At 62.0% G+C, this 6,387-nt stretch carries 9 protein-coding genes; 2 read left to right on the forward strand and 7 right to left on the reverse strand.

Going from position 1 to position 6,387, the window contains the following annotated elements:
- Positions 1 to 40: 40 nt before the first annotated feature.
- The 7 genes from AC07O2_RS17645 to AC07O2_RS17675 form a co-directional block, all read right to left on the reverse strand.
- A complete protein-coding gene (locus tag AC07O2_RS17645) occupies positions 41 to 817 on the reverse strand; it encodes an IclR family transcriptional regulator (protein ID WP_116607578.1) in 777 nt (258 codons plus the stop codon).
- Between the two features lie 25 nt (positions 818 to 842).
- The gene (locus AC07O2_RS17650; protein ID WP_495077060.1) at positions 843 to 1,241 is read right to left on the reverse strand and encodes a RidA family protein; all 399 of its coding nucleotides are present in this window, start codon (positions 1,239 to 1,241) and stop codon (positions 843 to 845) included.
- Between the two features lie 21 nt (positions 1,242 to 1,262).
- The gene (locus tag AC07O2_RS17655) at positions 1,263 to 2,033 is read right to left on the reverse strand and encodes an amino acid ABC transporter ATP-binding protein (protein ID WP_495077052.1); all 771 of its coding nucleotides are present in this window, start codon (positions 2,031 to 2,033) and stop codon (positions 1,263 to 1,265) included.
- Positions 2,034 to 2,043: 10 nt separating this feature from the next.
- Positions 2,044 to 2,712 (reverse strand): amino acid ABC transporter permease, encoded by a 669-nt coding sequence (locus AC07O2_RS17660; protein ID WP_495077053.1) that lies wholly within the window; start codon positions 2,710 to 2,712, stop codon positions 2,044 to 2,046.
- 5 nt (positions 2,713 to 2,717) lie between these two features.
- Complete coding sequence (locus AC07O2_RS17665) at positions 2,718 to 3,380, reverse strand: amino acid ABC transporter permease (RefSeq protein WP_495077054.1); 663 nt, start codon at positions 3,378 to 3,380, stop codon at positions 2,718 to 2,720.
- Between the two features lie 88 nt (positions 3,381 to 3,468).
- Positions 3,469 to 4,305, reverse strand: coding sequence for a transporter substrate-binding protein (locus AC07O2_RS17670; RefSeq protein WP_495077055.1), 837 nt, complete (start codon positions 4,303 to 4,305; stop codon positions 3,469 to 3,471).
- A 257-nt stretch (positions 4,306 to 4,562) separates the two neighbouring features.
- Complete coding sequence (locus tag AC07O2_RS17675; protein WP_495077056.1) at positions 4,563 to 5,489, reverse strand: LysR family transcriptional regulator; 927 nt, start codon at positions 5,487 to 5,489, stop codon at positions 4,563 to 4,565.
- A gap of 107 nt (positions 5,490 to 5,596) precedes the next feature.
- Here AC07O2_RS17675 and AC07O2_RS17680 point away from each other — a divergent pair, with 107 nt between their 5' ends.
- Entirely contained in the window at positions 5,597 to 6,034 is a 438-nt protein-coding gene (locus AC07O2_RS17680; protein ID WP_495077057.1) for a PACE efflux transporter, read from the forward strand.
- A 96-nt stretch (positions 6,035 to 6,130) separates the two neighbouring features.
- Positions 6,131 to 6,387, forward strand: a 257-nt coding sequence (locus AC07O2_RS17685) for a hypothetical protein (RefSeq protein ID WP_495077058.1), incomplete at its 3' end; no start/stop codon positions are given.

Here is a 6,387-nt window from a genome sequence, read left to right on the forward strand (position 1 = left end):
AATACCTGCGCTAGAGGCATATTTGACGGTTGTTTTGCCGTCAGGTAGCACGTAGCCTCTGCGTCAGATCGCTGGCGGTGCTGACCAGGCAGTCCAGATATTCCTTCTGATTGCGCTGCCCATCCTCACGCGGGGCGACCAGGCACAGCGTGGCGATGCACACTTTCTCGCCCTGGTACACCGGCGCTGCGAAGCACTGGGTGAAGCTGTCGACGATGCTGCCGCAGGTGAAGTACCCGGCGGTGCGGGCTTCGCGGGCTTCTTGGAGGAAGGCCTGGGTATCGAGCCAATCTCCATTCGGGAGCTTGAAGTCTTCCTTGGGGATCAGGTTAAGAATTTCGCCGTCTGACAGATGCCCCAGCAGCAGGCGCCCGGACGCGGTCCAGGGAATCGGCATGGCTTCGCCCACGTTGGACGAGATGCGGAAAGGGCGGATGCCTTCCTTCATCAGCGCCACCGTGTATTTGTTGCCGTCCAGCATGCAGAGCTGGGCGGTTTCACGGGTTTCCTGGGTGATGCGGACCAGAGACTTTTCGCATTCGCGCATCAGGTCGAAATGCTCTGCATACGCGCTGCCCAGGAAGTGCAGTTTGCGGCCCAGAAACACCTGGCCTTCGCTGCCGGAATATTCCAGTACCCCGTGCTTGAGCAGCAGATTGATCAGCTCGTAGACGGACGAGCGTGGCGCGCCCAGCAGTGCTGCAATTTCATTCGGCCGTGCCGGTTTGCGGTGCGATCTGAAAAAGTCGAGGATCTCGAAAGCGCGGTCCAGCCCTCTGGAGCGGCGATTGGAGAGACTGTCATCGACAACCGTCATGGATAAGGGCTTCCGTTGCTGGATTTCAGGGGTTTGTGTTGTTGCCACTTTTGCGCTTGTAGGCAATGCAATCGACTTCGACCTTGCAGTCGACCATCATCTGCGCCTGTACGCAGGCACGGGCTGGCGGATTATCCCCAAAATACCCGGCGTAGATTTTGTTGAAGGTCCAGAAGTCGCGCGGATCGTCCAGCCACACACCGACCCGCACCACGTCTTCCACGCCGTAGCCGGCTTCGGTCAGGATGGCGATGAGGTTCTCCAGCGTTTTGTGGGTCTGGGCGACGATGCCACCGGCGATGATTTCGCCGCCCTCCATGGCCACCTGGCCGGAAACATGCAGCCAGCCGTCCGCCTCTACCGCGCGGGCAAAGGGCAATGCCTGGCCGCCCGCGCCGCGCTCGCCGGCGCCGTATCGAATGATGCTCACAGATGTCCTTTCAATTTAGTTGAAGGCAGAGCTCTTGAGGAACTCGGCCAGTCGTTCGGTTTGAGGTTTGATGAACATCTCGCGCGGATTGCCTTCTTCGGCAATGCGGCCCTGGTTCATGAAGATCACCCGTGTCGATACCTCGTAGGCAAAGCGCATTTCATGCGTGACCAGCAGCATGGTCATGCCCTCGCGGGCCAGGTCCTTGATGACCAGCAGGACTTCGTTCACCAGCTCCGGGTCCAGCGCGGATGTCACCTCGTCGAACAGCATCAGCTTGGGCTCCATGGCGATGGCGCGGGCAATCGCTACCCGTTGCTGCTGGCCGCCGGACAGCTGGCCGGGGTAGTGGTTGCGGCGGGCCAGCAGGCCGACACGGTCCAGCCAGCGCTCGGCCACCGCCACGGCTTCGTCCCGGCCCATTTTTTTGACCTTGATCAGGCCCAGCGTGACGTTCTCGGTGGCGGTCATGTGGGGGAACAGATTGAACTGCTGGAAGGCCATGCCGGTGAGCGCGCGCTGGCGGGCAATCTCCTGTTCGCTTTTGCGCCGCCGCGTCCCGCCGCGTATTTCGTAGCCGATCTCTTGCCCGGCGATGCGGATCGACCCGTCGTTGAACTCTTCCAGCATGTTGATGCAGCGCAGCATGGTCGTCTTACCCGACCCGCTGGAGCCGATGATGCAGACCACATCGCCCTGCTGCATGGCGCAGTCCACGCCCTTGAGTACTTCCACATCGCCGAAGCGCTTATGCAGGTTGCTGATTTCCAGAATATTGCTGCTCATCAAGAGGTCCTCACGATGGAATGGTCGTTTTTCTTTCCACAAAACGCCCGAAGCGCTCGATGGAGAAATTGATGCTGAAGTACAGAAACCCGGCCAGAAAATAGAACGGCAGGTTCATGAAGGTGCGGGCAATGATTTCCTGCGAGGCCAGCAGCAAGTCGCCCACGCCGATCACCGACAGCAGGGTGGATGCCTTGACGATTTCCGCCGCGGTGTTGACCCAGGCGGGCAGCACCTGCCGCAGGGCCAAGGGCATCAGCACCGAGGCAAAGGTTTGGCGGAATGTCAGGCCGATGGCCTTGGCGGCATCCATCTGCCCCTTGGGGATGGCTTGCAGCGCACCGCGCACGATCTCGCCCACATGCGAGCTGCAAAACACCGCCAAGGCCAGCACGCCGGCCTGCAGCGGGCTGAGCCCGATGCCGACGGCCGACGGCACGTAGTAGCCGGCCAGCACCAGCACCAGCACCGGTGTGCCGCGCAGAAAGTCGGTGTAGCCACGCGCCAGCCAGCGCAGCGGGCGGCCCCCATAGGTCAGCGCCAAGCCCACGCCTATGCCCAAGATCGTGCCGAGGACGATGGCGCTGGCGGCAATCGCCATGGTCACCCCGAGCCCATAGGCAATCGAGCCGCGGGCGATCCAGAGCTGCTGGATGAATTCTGAGAATGTGAAGTCCATGGCGGTTACCGTGGGATGGAGAGTTGCCGCTCGATGCGTCGGAACACGGCGGCCAGCACGGCGCAGGTGCACACGTAGATCAGGCTGACCACCACCCAGGTCTCAATCACGCGGAAGGATTCCACATTGATCTTGCGGGCCTGGAAGGTGAGCTCGGGCACCGCAATCACCGCTGCCAAAGAGGTGTCCTTGAACAGCGAAATCACGGTATTGCCCAGCGCGGGCAGCACGTTTCTGAACATCAGCGGCAGGATGATGGTCGTGCGGATCTGCATCTTGCTCAGGCCTATGGTCTGGCCGGCTTCGCGCAGGCCGGCCGGCACCGACAGCAGCCCTGCGCGAAACACCTCCGCCAGGTAGGCGCCTGAATAGATCGCCAGCGTGGCCACGAAGGAGGGGATCTCGTCCAGCCGCAGGCCCACGTTGGGCAGCGCGAAATAGGTAAACAGCACCAGCACCAGAATCGGCGTGTTGCGGATGACCGTGACGTACAGGCCGGCGGTGCGGCGCAGCACGCCCAGCTTGGAGATCAAGGCAAAGCTGACCAGCAGCCCGATCAGCATGCCGATGGCAATGCTCTCGGCCGCCAGCACCAGGCTCAGGCCCAGCCCGTCCAGCAAGGGCATGAAGCTGCGCCAGACGGCGGCGAAATTCAGTGTGTAACCCATGTGCAGCCTCGGCTAAGCAGTTGGTGGTTCGCGGATCGGGCCATTGCCCTGCCTGGGCAATGGTTTCCGGGTGTCTGTTCAGACGGGGTTATTGGTATTCGACCGGGAAGCCGATCTTGGGTGGTGCCAGCTTGACGCCGAACCAGGTGTTGAAGGACTTGGCGTAGCTGTCAAATTCCACGCCGGTCATGGCTTCGTGCAGGGCCGTGTTGACGAAGTTCAGCCAGTCCTGGTCGCCGCGCTTGACGGCGCAGGCATAGGTTTGCGGGTTCCAGCCGTAGCCCGAGTCGATGTACTTGCCAGTGTTCTGTTTGATGAACCAGGCGATCGACGATTGGTCGGTGGCCACCGCATCCACACGGCCTGAATTCAGGGCCTGGTAGATCAGGTCTTGCGAGTCGAACTGGGCCACCTTGGCGTTGGGCAAGGCCGCGCGCACCATGGCTTCGGCATAGACGTTTTGCAGCACGCCCACCTTGACCGAAGCGTCGGCCTTCTTCAGCGCGGCGTAGTTGGCATACGGGCTCTTGGCCTTGAGCATCAGGCCCACGCCTTCGCGGTAGTAGGGAATGGTGAAGGCGACCTGCTGCGCGCGCGCACCGGTGACGGTCAGGAACTGGCAGGTGATGTCCACCTTGCCGGTGGTGATGTTGGGAATGCGGGCGTCCGACGACTGGTTGACGAATTCCACCTTCTCGGGGTCGTCAAACAAGGCCTTGGCAATGATCTTGGCCATGTCCACGTCAAAGCCCTGCAGCTTGCCGTCCTCTCCCTTGAAGTGCCAGGGCGCGTTGGTGCTGCCGGTGCCCACCACCAGACGGCCTCGCGCAAGAGCCTGTTCCAGGGTGCCGGCAGCGAAAGCCGTTCCCGTTGCAAACACGGAGGTAGCGGCCAATGCCGCCAATGCCAGAAGTCGAAACGCCATGTTGATACTCCTAAATGCCTAAGTGATGGGTAGGTTGTGTCTGCAATAATGGACATGTATCTGCAATCGCGGACGTGCTCAATTATTGTTACTTTTCAGTGACTGTCAACAAGGCGTGCGTGGGCCTTGGAATTTCTGCCACGGGAGGAAGGCAAGGGCTCGCATGCTGCAGCGTGTGCAGCCAAGTGGGTTGGATTGGGTTGCTACTGAATTAGTAGCTGCTTGCGCAGGTATTACCTGCGCTGGAGGCTGATTTCTTATAAATCTGGAGCGGTAGCCGCCAGCAGCTTGCTGGCTTCACGGCTGGCGCTGACCAGGGCGATGAAGCGCCGCGCCGCCAGGCCCAGTGGCCGCTCCTTGGACCAGACCACGTCCACCCATAGCTCCATGTGGTTGGTCAGGTTGTCAAACGGAATCTGCACCAGTGTGCCGGCGGCGATCTGGCTGCGCACAAAGGACTGCGGCAGCCAACCCCAGCCGATGCCGGCCTCGATCAGGCCCAGCGCGGCGATGTGGTTGTCGGTACGCCAGCAGTGCCGCGCAAAGGCAAAGCGCCGGTCTATGGTGGCCAGGTCGCGGCTGGCCACCACAATCTGGCGGGTGTTGGTCAGCTGTTCCTCGCGCAGGCCGTCCGGGCTTTGTAGAGTGCGCGCCAGCAGCGCGGGTGCCATCACCGCCACCAGGGTTTCGCTGCTGACCTCTTGAAAGCCCTCGCGTCCGTCCAGGCTGGGACGCTCGAACACCAGGGCCAGGTTGACCCGGCCGGCGTGCAGCATGCTCAAAGCATCAGCCTGCGGTGCGGCCAGCACTTCCACCTCCAGCAGCGGGTATTCCTGCGCCAGCGTGGCCAGCGGGCTGCGCCACTGGGCCGCCAGCAGCTCGGGGGCGATGGCCAGGGTCAGGCGGTTTTCCAGACCTTGCGTCAGCCCCAGAGCCTGGGCGTTCAGCTGCTGCAGCTGGCCGGCGAGCAGGCGGGCCTGCGGCTCCAGCGACCGCGCGGTGGCGGTGGGCCGGGGCTCGCGCCCGCTGCGGTCGAACAGCTCCAGCCCCAGTTCGGCCTCCAGGTGGGCGACGGCCATGCTGACCGCCGAAGGCACCCGCCCCAGGGTGCGCGCCGCGGCCGAGAACGAGCCACGGTCCAGCACGGCCAGAAATACCTGCACGCTCTCGGTAGTGAATGCCATGGCTCAATCTATCAATAAAACTGACATAAGCTGACTTTATATATCAGAATTAAAGACATAAAGTGGCGGCATTCCCGGTTCCAAGGCGCCAGCGCCCGAGATTTGCCATGCAAGGTATCAAGAGAAAAATTGTTTACGTGGGCTTGTTTGAAGCCATTGCCATCCTGGCCAGCACTTATGGTCTGTCCGGCATGTCGGGCCACGGCCTGCAGGAGGCGGGTGTGGTGGCGGTCGCGGCTTCGGCTATTGCGATCACCTGGAACCTGGTGTTCAACACCTTGTTTGAGCGCTGGGAAGCGCGACAGGCCGTGCATGGCCGCAGCGTGGGCCGGCGCATTGCGCATGCCATCGGCTTCGAGGGCGGGCTGACGGTGTTTCTGGTGCCTTTGATGGCCTGGTGGTTCGATGCCACGCTGTGGCAGGCCCTGGTGATGGACCTGGGTTTGCTGGTGTTCTTCCTGGTCTACGCCTTTGTTTTCAACTGGGTTTTTGACCGCGTGTTCGGTCTACCCACCTCGGCAGTGCGGCAGGCGCAGCCGGCCTAGGTTCAGTGCCGACTGCGGCAATTACGTAAGGATTTGCACCCTGCGCCAAACGCTGGCGCAGTTCTAGGATGCGGGCTCTCATCCTTAGGAGTTCCTATGTCCGTGTGCAAATTACTATCCGTGGCGGCCGCTGTCGCAGCCGTTGTTTCCCTGCCCCTGCCCGCTGCTGCGTTTGACGGCTGGCATCTGGATAACGCTACTGCGATTCCCGGCAAGGGCTCGGCCTGGGACTATGTGTCACTGGATGCCGCGCGCGGCCATCTGTTCATCGGCCGACGCGGCGCGGGTCTGCAGGCCTACGATCTGGCCAAGCACAAGGCGCTGGGCATCATCGGTACGACGGCCAGCGATAG

It is taken from the genome of Rhodoferax sp. GW821-FHT10B06 (assembly GCF_059415605.1).